The sequence below is a fragment of the Streptomyces sp. NPDC107546 genome (assembly GCF_055639175.1).
Map to the genome: position 1 here is coordinate 256,165 of NZ_JBVKBA010000004.1, position 16,899 is coordinate 273,063.

Below are 16,899 nucleotides of genomic sequence, written 5' to 3' on the forward strand. Positions count from 1 at the left end.
CTCGCTGACGCCGGGCTGTCGACTTGTCCCCAGATCGAGAAGACTGCCTGTGGATAACTTCTGTGGACAACGAAAATCTGCAGGTAGGACGAGACGCTAGAACCGGCCGTCCTGGCAGCGCGCCACCCAGTCCGCAGCCGACACGAACTCGTCGTCCGACGTCCCCGGCAGCGGGGCCCGCACGGCGTCCGGCTCGATGTCCGCCCGCGGGTACGAGCCGAGGAACCGAACCTGCAGACAGATCCGCTTCAGCCCCATCAGCGCCTCGGCGACCCGGCGGTCCGAGATATGGCCCTCGGCGTCGATGCAGAAGCAGTAGTTCCCGATGCCGGCTCCCGTCGGGCGGGACTGCAGCAGCATCAGGTTGATGCCCCGCACGGCGAACTCACCCAGCAGGTCGCGCAGCCCACCGGGGTGGTCGTCACGCTGCCACAGCACGACGGAGGTCTTGTCCGCGCCCGTCGGTGCCGCCGGCCGGGCGGGCCGACCGACCAACACGAACCGTGTCTGCGCGTTCTCCGCGTCGTGGATGCCGGTCTCCAGCGCCTCGAGGCCGTAGCGGGCGGCGGCGAACTCACCCGCGAACGCCGCGTCGTAGCGGCCCTCCTGGACCAGACGGGCGCCGTCCGCGTTCGACGCCGCCGACTCCCAGACGACGTCCGGCAGGTTGGCCTTCAGCCAGTTGCGCACCTGGGGCTGCGCGGCGGGGTGCGCGGTGACCGTCTTGATCTCGGAGAGTTTCGTGCCGGGGCGGACGAGCAGCGCGAAGGTGATCGACAGCAGCACCTCGCGGTAGATCATCAGCGGCTCGCCGGCGACCAGTTCGTCGAGCGTGGTGGTGATGCCGCCCTCCACCGAGTTCTCGATCGGCACGAAGGCCGCCTCCGCCTCGCCGCTGCGGACGGCGTCGAGCGCCGCGGGGACGGACACCATCGGGACGAGCTGACGGGTCGCGGCCTCGGGCAGCGTACGGAGGGCGACCTCGGTGAATGTGCCCTCGGGACCGAGATACGCATAGCTGGCTGGCATGCCTTCACCCTAATGCGCCATGCCGACGCGCGGCTTGCACCTGGGCAAAGGGCACCCCATCGAGGGGCCGCCCCAGCCGACGCGATCCGAAAAGGACAGACCCTACCCCTCCAGCAACCGCTGCCCCACGTACTCCCCCTTCGCCGCGCCGCCCGGCACCGCGAACAGGCCACTCGCTTCGTGGCGGATGTACTGCGACAGCGCGTCCCCCCGGTCCAGCTTGCGCTGCACGGTCACGAAGCCGCGCAGCGGATCCGCCTGCCAGCAGATGAAGAGCAGGCCCGCGTCCGGTGTTCCGTTCGCGTCGAAACCGTCGTGGTAGGAGAACGGGCGACGGAGCATCGCCGCGCCCCCGTTCTGGTCGGGCCGGGTGATCCGCGCGTGGGCGTTGATCGGGACGATCAGCTTGCCGTCGGCGCCGGTCTTCTCCAGGTCCATCTCGGTGGTCTCGGTGCCACCGCTGAGCGGGGCCCCATCGGACTTGCGGCGGCCTATGACCTCCTCCTGGGCCTTGAGCGAGAGCTTCTCCCAGTCGTCGAGGAGCATGCGGATGCGGCGTACGACGGCGTAGGAGCCGTTCGCCATCCACGCCGGGTCGCCGGACGCGGGCACGAAGACGCGCTGGTCGAAGTCGGCGTCGCTGGGCTTGGGGTTGCGGGTGCCGTCGACCTGGCCCATGAGGTTGCGGGCGGTCATGGGGTGTGCGGTCGCGCCCGGAGAGCGGTTGAAGCCGTTCATCTGCCAGCGCAGCCGGGCCGCGCCGCCCGCGTCCTTCTGGATCGCGCGCAGGGCGTGGAAGGCGACGAGCGCGTCGTTGGCACCGATCTGCACCCACAGGTCGCCCTCGCTGCGCGACTTGTCGAGGTGGTCGGAGGAGAAGTCGGGGAGCGGGTCCAGGGCGTCCGGGCGCTGATTCTCCAGTCCCGTTCGGGAGAAGAAGCTGTGTCCGAAGCCGAAGGTGATCGTCAGGGAGGAGGGGCCGGCGTCACGGGCGACGTCGGTGTCGTCGTGCGCGGCCGGTTCGCCCGTCATCAGCCGCTCGGCGGTGGTGGACCAGCGGCGCAGCAGCGCGGCGGCCTCCTTACGGCCGGCGCCCGCCGCCAGGTCGAAGGCGACGAGATGGCCGCGGGCCTGGAGGGCGTCGGTGATGCCGGGCTGATGTTTCCCGTGAAACATCACCCGTTCCGCGCCCAGCGAGGTCAGCGGAGCGCTCTTCTCGGCCGGGGCGGCGACGTATCCGGCGGCCCCGCCCGCGGCCCCGAGGGCGAGGCCGGTGGCGCCCGCGGTGCCGAGGAGCCGTCGCCGGGTGATGGCCGCTCTGGGGGTGGTGGTGCCGGTGGGCTGGTCAGCCATCGTGGGGTTCAGCCGATCTGCGCGGTCTTGTTCACGGTCACTTGGTCGATGTCGGAGGTCCGCACGGTCACCTCGATCTTCCAGTCACCCGCCATGGGGATCTGGACACCGCTCGCCGACCAGTGGCCGGTGGCGACGTGGTCGGGTGCGATGGGCAGCGGTCCGATGCTCCTGGCCTGAAGTGTGAAGGCGACCTTCACCTCCGGGACGTCGAAGGCCTTGCCGTTCGGGCGCGTCACGTAGACGTGCAGCACGTTGCCGCCGACGCGGGCCGGGTCGAGGGTGAGCTGCACGGTGCCCTTGCCGTCCTGGCCGCCCGTGTCGAAGGGGATCTTCAGCGACAGGGACCCGGAGCGCTGCGATGCGGAGGAGGCGGTGACCGCCTTGGCCGCCTCTTCCGTGCGCCCGGGTTCCGTGGTGGTCAGCGCGGTGGTGACGGCGAGCAGGACGACGGCGACGGCCGCCTCGGCGAGGACGGAGCGCCGCAGCCCGGTACGGACGGGGTCGGCGTCCCGGACCCGCTTGGCGCGTGCGGCGGCCACGGCGGCCCGCTGCCGGGCGAGCTGGGCGGCACGCTCGGAGTCACCGGACCCCGCGGACGCCCTGCCGGACGCTCCGGCCGTGCCGGAGGCGCCTTCCGCACGGGAGACTTCCGACCCGCTCGCCTTGACCGACGTCTGCTCGGCCGACGCCGACGCCGACGCCGACGCCGACGACGTCGGCGCCGCGACCGTCGCCCGCTTCTCCTGGGCCGTGTCCTCCGCGACGTCGGACGGAGCGTCCGCCAGCCGCGCCGTCCACCGTCGCGAGATCCACGCGATCCCGATGAGGACGGCGACCAGGCCGACCTTGACGAGCAGCAGCTGCCCGTACGTCGTCCCGGTCAGCGCCGACCAGGAGCCGACCTGGCGCCAGGACTGGTAGACCCCGGTCGCGGCCAGTGTCACGACGCTGCCGAACGCGAGGCGCGAGAAGCGCCGTACGGCCGGCGTCCCGACGGACGGCGTCCGGTACAGCGCGACGAGCAGCGTGGCGAGTCCGCCCAGCCAGACGGCGACCGCCAGCAGGTGCACGACGTCGACGGGCATCGCGATGCCGGTCTGGATGCCGGTCGAGGCGTGTTCGGCCATCGCCCAGGTCGCCGCGAGCCCCGCCGCGATCACGGTTCCGCCGATGGCGAGCCCGAAGGTGAGGTCCCGCTTCTCGGCGGACGGGTCGACGGCGCCCTCCCCGGCATCCGCATCGGGGGCGCCCTCCCCGGCATCGGCCTCGGCGGCCGCCTCCTCCGCGTCCCGCCTCATATAGGCCCCGAACAGGACCGCGATGAACAGCGCCCCGGCCGCGAGCAGCAGCAGCCGGGACACCAGCGCCGCCCCCGCTTTGGTCTGCAGCACCTGCCCGATCAGGGACAGGTCGAAGATGTCGGCGACCTTGCCCGAGCCGGTGTACGAGCCGCGCAGGAGCAGCAGTGCGAGGGTGGCCGAGGTGAGCGCCACCCACCCCGAGACGACGAGCCGCTGCACGGCCCGCACCCCGGCGCCCCGCTGCCAGCAGGCAAGTACGAAGGCCGCTCCACCGATCAGCACGATGTACCCGGTGTAGGAGACGTACCGCCCGATCCCGTAGAGGGTGCCGACGACCCCGCCGCCCACGGTCGGACCGGAGGCGGAGACCGTGGTCGCGGAGGGGGCGCCGACGGAGAAGGTGAAGGCCCCGGAGACGGGGTGGCTGTCGGCGGACACCACCTGGTAGGTCACGGTGTAGGTGCCGCCCGGAAGCCCCGGCCGCACCTGCACGCCGTAGGTCGTGCCAGTGAGGTTGGTCGGCTTTCCGGTGTCGACGCGCTGCCCCCGGGGGTCGAGGACGCGCAGCGAGCTGTCGGAGAACGCGACCTGCTCGGAGAAGGTGAGCGTGACCTGGGTGGGCGCCTTGTCGACCACCACTCCCTGCGCGGGGTCGCTGCCGAGCAGTGCGGCGTGCGCGGATGCGGGCGCGGCCCCGGCGAACAGTGCGCCCGCGGCGGCGAGCAGCAGCGTCAGCAGCAGGCGGGCCGCGCGGACGCGGACCGTGCGCCGGGGCGCCGCATGGATGGTGCTCGGGACGGCGCGCCCGCCGGGAGCGATGGCCTGCGTCACGGTGATGCCTCCCTCAGTGGCCGGTCTTGGGGTTGTACGTCGCCGGCTTCACGGGCATCTCGACGGTGACCGTTCCGGACTGCGCGAAGTGGAGCTGTACGGACACCTTGTCGCCCTGTTTCGGCTTGTGGGTGAGCTTTTCGAACATGAGGTGGTCGCCACCGCTGGTGAAGTCCAGCTCCCCGTGCGCGGGTACGGCGAACGACTTCTCCTCCTCCATGGCGCCGCCCTTGGTGGAGTGCAGCGTGACGTCGCCGGCGAGGCCGCTGGTGACGGAGGTGAGGGTGTCGGCGCCGCCGGAGTTGGTGACGGTGAAGAAGCCGGCCGCCATGTCGGCGGTGACCGGCTGGGGCATGTAGGCGCCGGTGACCTTCAGCTCCGGCTCGGCGGACGGGCCGCCCGAGCCGCCGCAGCCGACGAGCACCAGCCCGCCGCAGCCGGCGAGGACCATCCCCGCAGCCAGCATGGCGGCGGGACCGCCGAGACGGCGGCTCACGGGTTCTCCCCCTTGATGATCTTGGGTATGTCGCGGATGTAGTCGTCGACGGTGGCGTCCTGCCCGTAGACCACGTAACCCCCGTCGGTCTTCGGCGAGAACGCGATGACCTGGGTGCCGTGGGTGGAGACGATCTTGCCGTCCTTGTCCTTCCGCGGCGGTTCGATGCTGATGCCGAGGGTGCGGGCGCCGGCCTGGATGGTGGAGAAGTCGCCGGTCAGGCCCACGATGGAGGGGTCGATGCCCTTGAGCCACGTGCCGAGTGCCGAGGGGGTGTCGTGTTCCGGGTCGGTGGTGACGAAGACGATTCGCAGCGAGTCCTTCTGCGCCTGGGTCAGTTGCTTGCTCCGGTCCACCTCCTTCTTGGCGACGGCGAGGTTGTTCATCGTCAGCGGGCAGACGTCGGGGCAGTGGGTGTAGCCGAAGTAGATCAGCGTCGGCTTGTCCTTGGTCTGCGCGCGGAGGTCGTACTTCTTGCCGTGGGTGTCGGTGAGGACGAGGTCCGGCTTCTCGAACGGCTGGTCGAGCACCGTTCCGGCCTTGTCGGAGCCGGGCTCCGCGGAGACGACGGCGACCGGCTTGTCGCCGCTGTCGCCGGACCCGCAGGCGGTGAGGGAGAGCGCGGCGGTGGCGAGGAGCGCGGCCGCCGCGAACGTCTTCTTGGTGCGCATAGAGAAATGTCCCAGATGTCAGTGCTTAAGGGTGCGCCGGGGCCGTACGTGTCGCGTCACGGCACTGTCGTACGACCCCTGCGCGTGCTCGGAGGCCAGGTGGCGCTCAGGCGTCGGTGGTGCGGCGGCGGCCGGCCAGGACGCCGTACGCGACGCCCGCCGCGCCGACGACGATGCCGACGACGCCGAGGACTCGGGCGGTCGTGTCGGTGCCGCCGGAGGAGGTGCCGGCGGCGGTGTCCTTGGCGGTCGACGTGGTGTCGGAGGCGTCCTCGGCCGTGGAGCCGTGGTGGCCGGAGGAGGCGGAGGCCAGCTCGAGCACCGGGGCGGGCTTCTCGGGCTCGTCCTGCCCCTCCTTCCGAGGCTCGATCCAGCGCACCACCTCGTTGTCGGAGTACGTCTGGAGGGCCTTGAAGACCAGTTGGTCGGTGTCCTCGGGCAGCTGGCCGACCGAGAGGGGGAACTTCTGGAAGTAGCCCGGCTCGATGCCCTTGCCGGTGGCGGTCCAGGTGACCTTGGACACAGCCTCGTTGATCTGCCGGCCGTGCATGGTGAGCGGCTTGGCGAGCTTGGACTTGGTGACCTGCACCTTCCAGCCGTCGAGCGGCTGCGGCATCACCGAGGCCAGCGGATGATCGGTCGGGAAGCTGACCTCGAGCTTGGTGGTCGAGGCGTTGTCCCGCTCGTTCGGGACCTTGAAGTCGACGACCGCGTAACCGCCCTTGGCGGCCTGACCCTCTGGCTGCACGGTCACGTGCGCGAAAGCGGGCGCGGACAGGACGAGGACGGCCGATGCGGCGGCGGCACCGGCGACGGCGATGCGGGAGCCCTTCAGGGAACCCTTGATGGCCTTCATGGCTTGGGAGCACTCCACTTCGAGTGAGAGTCCGTTGACGACGAGAGATGCGCGTGCGCCGGGTGATCACGGCCGTGGCCGGTTCCTTTGTGCGGGCACGCGCGCGTGCCGCGCGACGGCAGCCTCTTCCGTACGGACGGGTGGAGTGGGTGCGGTCGCGTCAGGCAGCGAGGACGAACGGAGTGGAGGAGGGCGGTCCGCGTCGGATCACCGTGTGCTGCAGCGTGGTCGTCCGTGGCTTCGGCGGCAGCAGGAAGACGGTGCGCGGGGCGCGCGGCCCCGCGTCGGGCGCGCCGGGGAGTCCGGCCAGGAGGGCGCGCGCGAGGGCGAACGACGAGCGCAGGGATCGTGCGAGCGCCCCCTCTGCGGTCCCGTGCGCCGACAGCTGCATGAGCCGCAGCAGCGCCATGTCCCCACGGCGCAGCACCCACCCGGCGGCGACGGCCGCGAGGGCGTGCCCGAGCAGCATGGGAAGGGACGGCAGGACCGACCACCACGAGCCGGCGGCCGACAGGGCGTCGGCCGGGTGGTGCGCGGCGGCCGTGTCCGCCGTCGTGGCGAGCCGCGCGTCGGAGAGGATCTTCTGGGCGTGTGCGGGGGAGATCGTCGCCGCGGTGGCGCCGCACATCAGGTGCGCGGCCCGGGCCACGAGTGCGGCGTCGGCCGTGGACATCGCCTTGGACGCCATGGCGCCCGAGTGCTGCCCGAGCCCGAACAGCGTGTGCAGCACGACCTGGCCCACCGCGAGGACCGCCGCGATGCCCGGCAGCGAGCGCTCCCGCCCGGCGAGCAGGGCGGCGACGGCGAACATGCCGAGCAGGCCGGCGCCCAGCGTCCACAGCGGGACCGTGGCGCAGGAGGCGAGCCCGTGCCCGGCCGCGGCCAGCACGACGCAGACCGCGGCGAACACCGCGGCCCGCAGAAACCGGAGATCGCATCCGGTGCGCGCCTTGCGCGGATGGGGGGCACTCATGGCGGCCTCATCATCCCACCGGCCTCGGCGGGGCAGTACGGCAGGTCCGCAAGATGATGTAAATGTGGTAATCAGAACAGTGATCCGGAAGATCACGTTCTGGTGGTCCCCTCCTCGAGCCGTCCTCGCATACACCCGATCCCTGCCCCGGCGCATCCGCCGAACGGGCGGGAAGTCGACAATAGGGCGATTGCCCCCCGGCAGGCGTGGCAATACGTAACGGTATGTCGAGCCGCGGCCAGGAGGCTGGAGCATGAGCATCTGGTGGTCACTCCATCTGCGGCGCGAAGCTGCGAGCGTACCGCTCGCCCGACGGCTCCTGCTGGGCACGATGGAGACCGCGGGCGTCGACCCGGACATCTCCTACGACCTCTCCGTCGCCCTGAGCGAGGCCTGCGCCAATGCGGTCGAGCACGGGGGCGACACCGCGAACGGCGGTGTGCCGGGGGCGTACCGGGTCACGGCCTACCTCGACGGCGAGAAGTGCCGCATCGAAGTCACCGACTCGGGCCCGGGTTTCCCCGCCGGCAGATCTCGTACGGTGACCCGCCCGGTGCGCGCGGACGCCGAGCACGGTCGTGGCCTGGGTCTCATCGAGGAACTCGCCGACCATGTGCACATCGGCAACAAGCCGGGCCGGGGCGGCGCGGTGGTGAGCTTCGACAAGATCCTCAAGTGGCGCGACGACTCTCCGCTGATGGCGGTGTAGTGCCCTGCCGGACCGTGCCGCGTGGAGTTCCTCCCGGCCGGGACCTGCCGCCGCTGTACGAACGCGTGCTCGACGAACTCAAGGCCAGGAAACCGGAGTTCACCACCTGTGTGGCCGTTCCCTCTCTCGCCCGCCGTGAACGCGGAGCCGAACCGAGGCACCCCGGACCTCATCCGAAGGGCCGGGCACCCCAGCGGTACTCGGCCCTTGGCTCACGACGCTCGTGCGGCAGCTCGCGTGTCAGACCTTCAGGGACGCCATCCACTGCTCGACCTCGTCGGAGCGGCGCGGCAGGCCCGCCGAGAGGTTCCGGTTGCCGTCCTCGGTGACCAGGATGTCGTCCTCGATGCGGACGCCGATGCCGCGGTACTCCTCCGGGACGGTCAGATCGTCCGACTGGAAGTACAGGCCCGGCTCCACCGTGAGCACCATGCCGGGCTCCAGGACGCCGTCCACGTAGGTCTCGGTCCGCGCGGCCGCGCAGTCGTGGACGTCCATGCCGAGCATGTGGCCCGTGCCGTGCAGGGTCCAGCGGCGCTGCAGGCCCAGCTCCAGGACCCGCTCCACCGGGCCCTCGACGAGGCCCCACTCGACGAGCCGCTCGGCGAGCACGCGCTGCGCGGCGTCGTGGAAGTCGCGGTACTTCGCGCCCGGCCTCACCGCCGCGATACCGGCCTCCTGGGCCTCGTACACGGCGTCGTAGATCTTCTTCTGGATCTCGCTGAAGCGGCCGTTGATCGGCAGCGTGCGGGTGACGTCGGCGGTGTAGTACGTGTGCGTCTCCACGCCCGCGTCCAGCAGGAGCAGGTCACCCGAGCGGACCGGGCCGTCGTTGCGCACCCAGTGCAGCGTGCAGGCGTGCGGCCCGGCCGCGGCGATGGTGCCGTAGCCGACGTCGTTGCCCTCCACGCGCGCGCGGAGGAAGAACGTGCCCTCGATGTAGCGCTCGGAGGTGGCCTCCGCCTTGTCGAGGACCTTCACCACGTCCTCGAAGCCGCGCACGGTGGAGTCGACCGCCTTCTGCAGCTCACCGATCTCGAACGCGTCCTTGACCAGCCGCATCTCGGAGAGGAAGACCCGCAGCTCCTCGTCCCGTTCGGCGGTGACCTTGTCGTGCAGCGCCGTCTCGATGCCCGCGTCGTACCCGCGCACCACGCGGACCGGGCCGGTGGCCTCCTTCAGCTTCTGAGGCAGTTCCCGCACGTCCGAGGCCGGGATGCCGTACAGCTTCTCCGCCTCGGTGAGCGAGTGGCGGCGGCCCACCCACAGCTCGCCCTGGCCGGAGAGCCAGAACTCGCCGTTCTCCCGGTCGGAGCGGGGCAGCAGATAGAGGGTCGCGCGGTGCCCGTCGGAGGTGGGCTCCAGGACCAGGACGCCGTCCTCGGTCTGGTTGCCGGTGAGGTACGCATACTCGACCGAGGCGCGGAAGGGGTACTCCGTGTCGTTCGAGCGGGTCTTCAAGTTGCCCGCGGGGACCACCAGACGCTCGCCCGGGAAGCGCGCGGACAGCGCAGCGCGGCGGGCGGCGGTCTCGGCGGCCTGGGCGACCGGCTCCAGGTCGCGCAGCTCGGTGTCGGCCCAGCCCGACTTCATGTTCTCGGCCAGCTCGTCGGACAAGCCCGGGTACAGGCCGTTCTTGCGCTGCTTGATGGGCTCTTCGGTCTCCTCCACGGCCTCCGGGGTCGCCGGGGTCTCGGGGGTGAGCTCGTCCGCCACGGTCATCCTCCTTGGATACGGCACTGGGCCACCCCCATCGTACGGTCGTACAGAAGGGGGCCCGGGCAGGAAGAGACCGTCACCCGGCGTGGGCGGCGGCTCACTCGAAGCGGGCCGCCAGCAGCACCACGTCCTCCGTGCTGTCGGCCTCGCCGAGCCCGTCCGGGAGCACCGTCCGCAGGATGTGGTCGGCGACCGCTCCCGGGTCGATGCGCAGCGGCCTCGGCACGCTCGCGGCCGCCGCGTGCAGCCGGGCGAAGGCGCGGTCCATGGGGTCGCCGGTGCGCTGGAGCAGCCCGTCGGTGTAGAGCAGCACGGTCTCGCCGGGCTCCGCGGTCACTTCGATGCTCGGCGCCTCCCAGCAGGCCAGCATGCCCAGGGGCGCCGACAGCGAGGTCTCCACGAACTCGGTGCGTCTGGGGCCGATCACCAGCGGCGGGCTGTGCCCTGCCCCGGCGAGCGTCAGCTTGCGCAGCGCGGGCTCGCAGTACGCGAACAGGGCGGTGGCCGAGCGGGCGGGCTCGGTGAGCCTCAGCAGCAGCTCCAGATCGGAGAGGACCGCCACCGGGTCCTCGCCCTCCATCACCGCGTACGCGCGCAGCGAGGCCCGCAACCGACCCGTCGCGGCGACCGCGCCGGGCCCCGAACCGGTGACGGACCCGACGGCGAGGCCGAGCGCGGCGTCGGGCAGCGGCAGCGCGTCGTACCAGTCGCCGCCTCCGCGCGGGCTCGTGCGGCGTCGGGCGGCGAGCTGGACGCCGGGAATGCGGGGCAGCCGGGCGGGCAGGAGCTCGTCGGTGATCGTCGCCATGCACGCGCGTGTGCGCTCGATCTCCACCATGCGCGCCAGGTGCTCGGTGGCGTAGCGGGCGTACAGACCGACGAGGTGGCGCTGGCGTTCGACCGGCTCGGCGGGTTCGTCGTAGAGCCAGACGGCGGCGCCGAGGCGGCCGGCGGCCTCGGTGGACAGGGGGAGTGTGTAGCTCGCGGCGTAGCCGAGGCGGGCGGCCACATCGCGGTGGCGGGGGTCGAGCCCGTCCTCGGAGAACAGGTCGGCCTCGGCGATCCCGCGCTCCCCGCCCGGCAGTCCGTCGAGGATCCTGCCGTACGACAGGGAGCTGCGCGGCACGGTCTCGATGTGCCCGAGGTCGGCGCGGCCCAGGCCCAGGCCGATCGTGGTGTCCGGGCCGAGCCCGTCGCGCGGTTCCAGTACGACGAGACCGCGCCGGGCACCCACCAGGGCGGCTCCGGCACGCAGCATTTCCTGGAGCGCTTCGGCGAGGGAGCCGGTACGGGCCAGGCGTTCGGTCAGTTCGTGGAGCGTGGTCAGATCGGAGACCCAGCCGGCGAGCCGGTCCTGGAGGAGGGCTCCGGGGTCGGAAGGGCCGGTGGAGGCGGAGGGGGCGGCCAAGGGGGCTTCCGTGGCGGCAGGCGTCGGCGCGACAGTGTGAGTGGGTGGGGGAACCGTTGAATCGATTCCGGCCACTTTCGGAAGGTGAGGGGCGTTCATGTCATCCGGCCTTCGGGCCGGAGCGTATCGCTCGATAGCATCGCAAACCCCCATGTCAATCTGCGCCGCTAGCGGTGGCTCCACATGTACACGCACTCAGGAGGGGATGTCCAGCATTGTCCTGCTGGGATTCCTGGTGTCCGGGATGCAGGTTCTCCCCCCTTACGGCATAGCAAAGTTGGCTTAAAATAGCCTCAAGGACCGCTGCATTGCGGTCGACTGGCTTTGTTCAACGGAGCGTCACAACGGCCGTGATGGGTACGTACTCGGTGAAGGCCAGGGGTGGTTGGGGGCCACTCGGAACCTGGCACCGCAACCGGGCGTCATAACCACCGACGGCCGAGCCCCATCCTCCCGTGGTGGAGGCGGCGAGTAAGAGCGGGACGGTAAAACGCCAGGCGTCGCCACCCCACGCCATGCCCATGCTTGTGATGGGCGCAGTATGGACGCGGACGCAGCCAACGCTCGGCCCATAGGGGTTCCCCTTGTCCAGGACAGGGGTGTGATGCGCCAGCAGGTACGCACAGTGAAGTGATCGACACATGATCGACACATGACGTGATGGCCCTCGGTGTTGCCGGCGTGCAACGGAAAGGAACGAGCGCTCATGCGCGAGATCCTCGGAAGGCGACGCAGGCTCCTGTCCAGGCGGAACGACGGGAGGCCTGAGTTGATCAGCGCGGCCCTGACCTTCGCGACCGAATGGCAGTGGCCCGTACTCCCGGGTGTGGCACCGGACCCGCAGGGCCGTGCCCGCTGCGGGTGCCCCGACCCGGAGTGCACGGTGCCCGGCGCGCACCCGTTCGACCCCGGGCTGCTGGCGGCCACCACCGACGAGCGCATGGTGCGCTGGTGGTGGACCAACCGGCCGTCCGCGCCGATCGTGCTGGCCACCGGGGGCCAGGCGCCCTGCGCGGTGAGCCTGCCCGCCCTCGCCGCCTCGCGCGCCCTGACGGCGCTCGACCGGAAGGGCGTGCGCCTCGGCCCGGTCGTGGCGGCGCCGCACCGCTGGGCGATCCTCGTGGCGCCGTACTCCATGGAGCAGCTCGGCGAGTTGCTGTACGCCAAGGACTTCGTCCCCGGCTCGCTGCGCTTCCACGGCGAGGGCGGCTATCTGGCGCTGCCCCCGTCCGAGGCCGGCCACGGTGGCATCCGCTGGGAGCGGGCGCCGCTGCCCGGCTCCGCCTCCCCCTGGGTGCCCGACGTCGAGGCCGTGGTGGACGCGGTCGTGGACGTCCTCACTCGTACGGGTGTGAGCGCGCCCGAGTTCTGAGGGTGTCGGGCGCGCGACAGGCCGGGCGCCCGTGATCGGCCGATATCTTCGGCCTCATGTTGATTCGTCCTGGGGAACACGGGAAACGGGGGATGCAGACCGGCGCGCGGGCCGACGATCGCCCCGAGTCCGGCAGGAAGCGGCTGCTCGCGCTCCTCGGCGTGGTGGCGGCCGTCATCGCGCTGCCGATCGCCGTGGCGTCCGCCGGGCCGATCGGCGACGCGGACCACGCCGCGCTCCGCCCGCCCGTGCACGAGGACGGGAAGCGGGCGGTCCCCTCCCGCCCCCGGCTGCTGGGCCTCGGCCTCGCCACCGCCGCCCGCTGCGGCCCCCAACTCTCCTCGGGCGACGGCATCGAGGCGCAGACGTGTGTGCTGACGCAGGGGCGGGACACCTGGGGGCGCACCTACTACCGCAACGCCACCGGCGAGAAGCTGACCGGGGTCCTGAGCTTCATGGCGCCGGGCGGGCGCAGCGTGGAGATGCACTGCGCGGTGGACGCCGCGGACGACCCGGCGGTCTGTGACACACCACGGCAGCGTGTGGCGGGCGACATGGGCGCCTACTCGGCGGTCGCGGAGTTCTCCCGGAGCGACGGGGGCGGACCACTGCTGCTGCGCTCGGGAAGCGACCAGGTGGCCGCGAGCGGACAGTGACTCGCCGGTCCTGCCCGGCGATGACCCACCGATCTCGTGCGGCAGTGACTGACCGACCTCGTACGGAGTAACTCACCGCTGTCGTAGGGCAGTTGAGCTCGCGGCCTGTTGCGCCGCACGCACCCGTACATGGAAAGACCCGGTTGCTGGCGACGGGGGATGCACCAGCAACCGGGCTACTGGAACGGTAACAAGAGATCGGCGGTTCGCAAATTCGATCTCGGCTATTCGGACACGGATTGGCCGGTCGCGGCGGGGGCTTGTGACAGGAGTCACCTGAGGCCGGGCCCCGGTCGGCGTCCGCCCCGGCCCGACCGGTGGCCGGGCCGGAACTGCGCGTCAGCTGAGCGTCACCTGTCGGTTGGTGAGCCCGCCGCGGGCCCGGCGCTCGTCCGCGGTGAGCGGCGCGTCGGAGGCCAGCGCGGTCGCGAGACGCTCGGCGAACTCGGCCGCCGGCTTCTCCACGTCCTCCGCGCCCATGTCGCTCGGCAGGTCCCAGACCGGCACCGTGAGTCCGTGCGCCCGGAAGGAGCCCACCAGGCGCGTGCCCTCGCCGAGGCTCGATCCGCCGGCCGCGTGCAGCCGCGCGAGAGCGTCCAGAAGCCGCTCCTCGGGATGCGGCATGACCCACCGCAGGTGGTTCTTCTCGGGGGTCTGGCACCAGTACGCGGCGTCCACGCCGGTCAGCCGGACGGTGGGGATCGCCGCGGCGTTGGCCCGCTCCAGGGAGGCGGCCACCTCCGGCGTCGTGTTCTCCGCGTCCGGGACCCAGAACTCGAAGCCGCTGTGCACGACGGGCTCGAAGGGACCCGCGGGGTCCAGCAGGTCCTGCAGACGCGGGCCGTCGGCGGGCGGGCGGCGGCCCTGGACCGGGGTGCCCGGCTCGGCGGTGAGGGCGCGCTGGAGGGTGTCGGCGAGGTCGCGGCTGATGTCGCCCGACGCCGTGTCGTTCTGCAGGCCGAGCAGGATCGAGCCGTCGTCGCGGCGCAGCGCCGGCCACGCCATCGGCAGCACCGTGGCGAGCGTGACCGAGGGGACGCCCTCGGGGAGTTCCTCCCGGAGCTTCAGCTCGACGGTCGCCGCCGGCACCAGCTCGCGCAGCGCCACCCAGTCGCACTCGCTCGGCAGTCCTTCGAACGGGCGCTGCACCAGCTCGGTCACCGCGTGCGCGGCGGCACGGCCGTGGCAGGCCTTGTAGCGGCGGCCACTGCCGCAGGGGCAGGGCTCCCGGCCGCCGACGACCGGGACGTCCCCACCGGCGCGGGCACCGTCCGTGGGCTGCGGGCGCTTGGCCTGGGTCTGGGGTCGCTTCTTGGCCATCGTGGGTGTCTCCCGGTTACGGCTCGTTTCGTACGGTCGCGAGCCTAGCCGCTCGTACGAGCCCCGACGGGATCCTGTGGACAACGCACCGGAGGGTCCACCTGGCGGTACGCGGATCGGGGGGTGGGAGTGCGGCATGCGGCGGTCCGCCGACGCGACGGTCCCGTACCTGTGCGCGTCTGCCGGTTCGGGCTTGGCGGGGGTCGGCCTGTGCGGTGCCGAGCGAGCGCGGCCGCGGGGCGGTGCGGGTTCGGCGGGCCGGTCGCCGGCGGCCTGAGTCCTGGCCGTCGAAAGCGTTCTGGTCCACTCCTGGTCGTCGAACGTGCCCCCGACCACCTCAGTCGAGGCCCTCGTACGCGTCCCCGACCACCTCAGTCGAGGTCCTCGTACGGCGTCCCCGACCACCTCAGTCGAGGTCGTCGAACGCGTCCCCGAGGTCCAGGCCCGGTATCTGCGACACGGTCGGTGCCGTGACGCGAGAGGCGAAGTCCTCGCTGCGGCGGGCCGAGTCGGTGTCGTCCTGGACGACGACCCAGACCGTGACCTCGCCGTGGGCGTCGTCCCGTACGCCCCAGTCCTTGGCCAGCGCCCTGATGATGTTCAGCCCCCGGCCGCCGCGCGCGGTCACCGAGGGGGTCGCCGGAACCGGGCGGGTCGGGCCGCCGCCGTCCGTCACTTCGACCGTGAGCCGTCCGGAGGTGTCGACACGCCATGTGGCGCGCACGTCCCCGTCGCCCGTCAGGCTGTCGCGGAGTGGTCTGCCGTGCCGACACGCATTGCTGAGCAGTTCCGAAAGGATCAATACAGCGTCGTCGATGACCGATTCCGACACGCCACCGGTACGCAACTGATCGCGCATCCGGTGTCTTGCCTCCCCCACGCCCGCAGGACCATGGGGTACGGCCATGCTCGACGACGTGGGCACCTCCTGTGCCACCACCAACGCCACCCCCGAGACCTCCTTTGCCCCACGCCACGGTGTGGATGCCCGGCGTGACCGGGCCGGAAACCGTCCGTACACGGCGAGTGATGCACTCGACACGGTCGAACACGGAACGAACGCGCCGGTGCACTCCCCGTCATCGCCGTGGCTGGTTTTGTCCCATATGGAGTTCCCGGGGGAGAAACGTTCCGTGGCGGAGGTCGACCCCGCTCAGCGACCGAGTCGGTCCAACACCGCGCGCGGGCGGTTGGTGATGATGGCGTCGACGCCCAGTTCCAGGCAGAGGTCGACGTCCTCAGGCTCGTTCACCGTCCACACGTGCACCTGGTGTCCGGCCCGCTTCAGCCGCTGGATGTACGCCGGGTGAGTGCGCACGATCCGCATCGAGGGCCCCGCGATCCGGACACCGGCCGGCAGCCGCCCGTCCCGCAGCCGGGGTGAGAGGAACTGCAGCAGATACACCGTCGGCAACGTGGGCGAGGCCGTCCGCACCCGGTGCAGCGACCGCGCCGAGAAGCTCATGATCCGTACCGGCGACTTCTCCGGGGACTCCGGGGCGTCCAGCCCGAACCGCTTCAGCAGGAGCAGCAGCCGCTCCTCGACCTGCCCCGCCCAGCGCGTGGGGTGCTTGGTCTCGACGGCCAGGTCGATCGGCCGCCCGGCGTCGGCGACGAGTTCCAGCAGCCGCTCCAGGGTGAGCACCGAGGTGTCCTCGGGGTCCTGCGGCCGGTGCTCCCAGTCGGGCTCCTCGTCGCTCCTCTTCCAGGAGCCGAAGTCCAGCGCGGCCAGCTCGGCGAGTTCCAGGGCCGAGACCGCGCCGCGCCCGTTGGACGTACGGTTGACGCGCCGGTCGTGGACGCAGACGAGGTGTCCGTCCGCGGTCAGCCGGACATCGCACTCGAGGGCGTCGGCACCGTCCTCGATCGCCTTCCGGTACGCGGCAAGGGTGTGCTCGGGGGCGTCCTCGGAGGCCCCCCGGTGGGCGACGACCTGAACCTGGTGCTGTCGTGCGTGGGTCACCGCGTCATCGTCCCACCGTCGAGGGGTACACGTGGGACCGGTGGGCGACGTGAGGGAATCGGCGAGGTGTCGGGAATGCAGATTTTTGTTCGCACCGGTCCGATATAAAGGATGGTCACGGACCCACAGCCACCGCTTATGGTGCCCTGACGTCCGGTGGGAAAAGCTTGACGGCGTACAAAGGGACACGCACAGCTGAGAGCGCCCGGCGCCGCGCGTGGGTGTGCGAGTGCGACCGA

At 71.6% G+C, this 16,899-nt stretch carries 15 protein-coding genes; 3 read left to right on the forward strand and 12 right to left on the reverse strand.

The genetic code is table 11. The annotated features are described in order from the left end of the window. Positions 1-96: 96 nt before the first annotated feature. The 7 genes from pheA to ACZ7L1_RS08145 all read right to left on the reverse strand — a co-directional run bounded on the left by pheA (position 97) and on the right by ACZ7L1_RS08145 (position 7,513). Positions 97-1,029, reverse strand: coding sequence for a prephenate dehydratase (gene pheA / locus ACZ7L1_RS08115; protein ID WP_471435227.1), 933 nt, complete (start codon positions 1,027-1,029; stop codon positions 97-99). Positions 1,030-1,131: 102 nt separating this feature from the next. Further along, a complete protein-coding gene (gene efeB / locus ACZ7L1_RS08120) occupies positions 1,132-2,382 on the reverse strand; it encodes an iron uptake transporter deferrochelatase/peroxidase subunit (protein WP_471435229.1) in 1,251 nt (416 codons plus the stop codon). Between the two features lie 8 nt (positions 2,383-2,390). Beyond that, the gene (locus ACZ7L1_RS08125; RefSeq protein WP_471435405.1) at positions 2,391-4,472 is read right to left on the reverse strand and encodes a copper resistance CopC/CopD family protein; all 2,082 of its coding nucleotides are present in this window, start codon (positions 4,470-4,472) and stop codon (positions 2,391-2,393) included. Between the two features lie 58 nt (positions 4,473-4,530). After that, positions 4,531-4,983: a copper chaperone PCu(A)C gene (locus tag ACZ7L1_RS08130; RefSeq protein ID WP_471435407.1), complete on the reverse strand. Its 453-nt coding sequence runs from the start codon at positions 4,981-4,983 to the stop codon at positions 4,531-4,533. 26 nt (positions 4,984-5,009) lie between these two features. Then, positions 5,010-5,684, reverse strand: a complete 675-nt coding sequence (locus tag ACZ7L1_RS08135; RefSeq protein ID WP_471435231.1) for an SCO family protein — start codon at positions 5,682-5,684, stop codon at positions 5,010-5,012. 106 nt (positions 5,685-5,790) lie between these two features. Then, the gene (locus ACZ7L1_RS08140) at positions 5,791-6,519 is read right to left on the reverse strand and encodes a YcnI family copper-binding membrane protein (protein ID WP_471435409.1); all 729 of its coding nucleotides are present in this window, start codon (positions 6,517-6,519) and stop codon (positions 5,791-5,793) included. Positions 6,520-6,700: 181 nt separating this feature from the next. After that, a complete protein-coding gene (locus ACZ7L1_RS08145; RefSeq protein ID WP_471435233.1) occupies positions 6,701-7,513 on the reverse strand; it encodes a hypothetical protein in 813 nt (270 codons plus the stop codon). 253 nt (positions 7,514-7,766) lie between these two features. Here ACZ7L1_RS08145 and ACZ7L1_RS08150 point away from each other — a divergent pair, with 253 nt between their 5' ends. After that, complete coding sequence (locus ACZ7L1_RS08150) at positions 7,767-8,222, forward strand: ATP-binding protein (RefSeq protein ID WP_471435235.1); 456 nt, start codon at positions 7,767-7,769, stop codon at positions 8,220-8,222. 240 nt (positions 8,223-8,462) lie between these two features. Here the strand turns inward: ACZ7L1_RS08150 and ACZ7L1_RS08155 are convergent, their stop codons facing one another. Both ACZ7L1_RS08155 and ACZ7L1_RS08160 read right to left on the reverse strand, forming a co-directional pair. Then, positions 8,463-9,938, reverse strand: a complete 1,476-nt coding sequence (locus tag ACZ7L1_RS08155; protein WP_471435237.1) for an aminopeptidase P family protein — start codon at positions 9,936-9,938, stop codon at positions 8,463-8,465. Positions 9,939-10,038: 100 nt separating this feature from the next. Next, positions 10,039-11,502, reverse strand: a complete 1,464-nt coding sequence (locus ACZ7L1_RS08160) for a PP2C family protein-serine/threonine phosphatase (RefSeq protein ID WP_471435239.1) — start codon at positions 11,500-11,502, stop codon at positions 10,039-10,041. A 553-nt stretch (positions 11,503-12,055) separates the two neighbouring features. Between ACZ7L1_RS08160 and ACZ7L1_RS08165 the strand changes: the two genes are divergently transcribed. Together ACZ7L1_RS08165 and ACZ7L1_RS08170 are read left to right on the forward strand one after the other, a co-directional pair. After that, a complete protein-coding gene (locus tag ACZ7L1_RS08165; RefSeq protein ID WP_471435241.1) occupies positions 12,056-12,721 on the forward strand; it encodes a bifunctional DNA primase/polymerase in 666 nt (221 codons plus the stop codon). A gap of 92 nt (positions 12,722-12,813) precedes the next feature. Next, a complete protein-coding gene (locus tag ACZ7L1_RS08170; RefSeq protein WP_471435410.1) occupies positions 12,814-13,377 on the forward strand; it encodes a hypothetical protein in 564 nt (187 codons plus the stop codon). A 339-nt stretch (positions 13,378-13,716) separates the two neighbouring features. On the opposite strand, the gene ACZ7L1_RS08175 is transcribed toward ACZ7L1_RS08170, so the two are convergent. From ACZ7L1_RS08175 to ACZ7L1_RS08185, 3 genes are all read right to left on the reverse strand, one after another. Then, entirely contained in the window at positions 13,717-14,697 is a 981-nt protein-coding gene (locus ACZ7L1_RS08175; protein ID WP_471435243.1) for a DUF5926 family protein, read from the reverse strand. A 406-nt stretch (positions 14,698-15,103) separates the two neighbouring features. Continuing rightward, positions 15,104-15,646, reverse strand: coding sequence for an ATP-binding protein (locus tag ACZ7L1_RS08180; protein WP_471435245.1), 543 nt, complete (start codon positions 15,644-15,646; stop codon positions 15,104-15,106). Positions 15,647-15,850: 204 nt separating this feature from the next. Then, positions 15,851-16,660, reverse strand: a complete 810-nt coding sequence (locus tag ACZ7L1_RS08185; protein ID WP_471435247.1) for a glycerophosphodiester phosphodiesterase — start codon at positions 16,658-16,660, stop codon at positions 15,851-15,853. Positions 16,661-16,899: the final 239 nt, after the last annotated feature.